Consider the following 1,531-nt stretch of genomic DNA (forward strand, 5'->3'; position numbering starts at 1 on the left):
CAAGGCTTTGGAGGGCAGGAACTCCCCAGCTGGTGGCGCTTCGCCAGCCGACCTGGATGTGGAGATGATCGCCGCCGCCAACGTTGTGGCGGATGGCGCATTTTCGGTGTGCCTGCCCTGAGCCCGTCGAAGGGTCGTAGGGGTATTTGTGGTTGATATATGTGACAAGCTCGGCGATTACCTTCTCTGGGATGCCGTGCGTGCGGATGTCGGCCGCACGGCCGAATTCATGCGGCGAGCGCTCAGGCTCTTTGAGGCCCAGCTGCACCGCCCGCTCGAAGATCGTCCGCTGCTCCTCGCGGGTTCGCAGCAGGCACGTAACGAGGAGCGCAAAGCCGCGCGCTGCAAGGAAACAGGCGGCATCGAGCAGAATCGCCCGCACGCGCGGATCGACTTTGGGGAGTTCCGAGACGATTCGCTCGTCCTTGCAGAGGAGTTCGATCTTCATCGCCCCTCCAGGCGGGTGACGCGCCGTTCCTGAATCTCGATGAGCTTCAAAATGGAGCGCTGCTCCTCGCGCATCCGGATGATCTCTTCCTTGATGGCGCTGAGTTCCTGCACGACCGGGCTCATGCGGGTATCGAGCCGCGAATCGACGAAGTCCCTGGCATAGGTGGCCAGCAGCATGAGCAGCGCCGTGAAGATGGCGACGCCGGGGCGAGAGTCGATGAATTTAAGAAGCCGCTCCATCACCGCTTGAGCCTCCAAAGCAGAAAACCGCCCGCCACAAGGGCGGCCGCACCGATTCCAAGAGAGCCCATGGAACTTGCGGCATTCACGGGTGCCGCCGGCGCGGGCGAGTAGCCAAAGTCCGGCGCGTAGCGATCGGCCCAGTACTGGTAGCGGCCGACCACCTGCTTTCGGCTGCTGAGAAAATTCGGGACCAGCTTTTCAAACTTCTCCGTCAATGGAAGTCCCTGTAGGGAGTCCACCATCAGGTCGAAGTTCGTCGGGCTTGAAAGCACGGCAGCGTTTGCGCCGTAGCGCTTGAGGATTTCCTTGAGAAACGTGGGCCCCGCCGTGTAGCCAAACTGTGCGAGCTTGATCTTGAGCACCGGGTGTATGGGCGCCGTGAGGTTCGGCGCAAGCGTCTTATCGATGATCTGCGCCAGGTAGGCGGTGCCCGCCTTGATGGCCGTCTCCGGGTCTTCGAGCGACGCGGGCTCGTAGCCAAGTGACTTTGCAGTGCTGGGCAGAAACTGCATGAGCCCGATCTCTTTGGAGGGGCCTTTGGCGGCAGGATCAAAGGCGCTCTCGACGTGGATCATCCCCTTCACGTAGTGCGGGAGAATGTCCTTGCGGTTGGCGTACTTTCGGATGAGGGCGTCGTAGGCGCTCGTGTCACGTTTGGCCTTGGCCGGGGCCGGCTTTGCCAGTTTCTCTTTGAGCCAGTCCAGGGGGCCATCAATGCCTGAAATCCCTGGCTCAAACATGCCTGCCGGGGTAGTCTGAGCACCTGTGGCACCCCATCGTGCACCGATCCGCCCGCCGGACTTCGTAGGATGCACGGGGGAGGCCCGGTGGGCGGGCC

At 62.3% G+C, this 1,531-nt stretch carries 3 protein-coding genes; all 3 read right to left on the reverse strand.

The genetic code is table 11. The features are described 5' to 3' along the window. Nucleotides 1-448 (reverse strand): hypothetical protein (locus KDH09_16755; protein ID MCB0221349.1); only part of this gene is annotated, 448 nt, incomplete at its 3' end. Then, complete coding sequence (locus KDH09_16760) at nucleotides 445-690, reverse strand: hypothetical protein (protein MCB0221350.1); 246 nt, start codon at nucleotides 688-690, stop codon at nucleotides 445-447. The genes KDH09_16755 and KDH09_16760, both read right to left, overlap by 4 nt. Continuing rightward, the gene (locus KDH09_16765) at nucleotides 690-1,433 is read right to left on the reverse strand and encodes a transglycosylase SLT domain-containing protein (GenBank protein ID MCB0221351.1); all 744 of its coding nucleotides are present in this window, start codon (nucleotides 1,431-1,433) and stop codon (nucleotides 690-692) included. The genes KDH09_16760 and KDH09_16765 overlap by 1 nt, the downstream gene beginning before the upstream one ends. Between the last annotated feature and the right edge of the window lie 98 nt (nucleotides 1,434-1,531).

It is taken from the genome of Chrysiogenia bacterium (assembly GCA_020434085.1).
Classification (GTDB): Bacteria; JAGRBM01; JAGRBM01; order JAGRBM01; family JAGRBM01; genus JAGRBM01.

Excerpts from the sequence above, each read along its gene's own strand:
- KDH09_16760 (MCB0221350.1), bottom strand. The coding sequence starts at position 690 with ATGGAGCGGCTTCTTAAATTCATCGACTCTCGCCCCGGCGTCGCCATC.
- KDH09_16765 (MCB0221351.1), bottom strand. The coding sequence starts at position 1,433 with ATGTTTGAGCCAGGGATTTCAGGCATTGATGGCCCCCTGGACTGGCTC.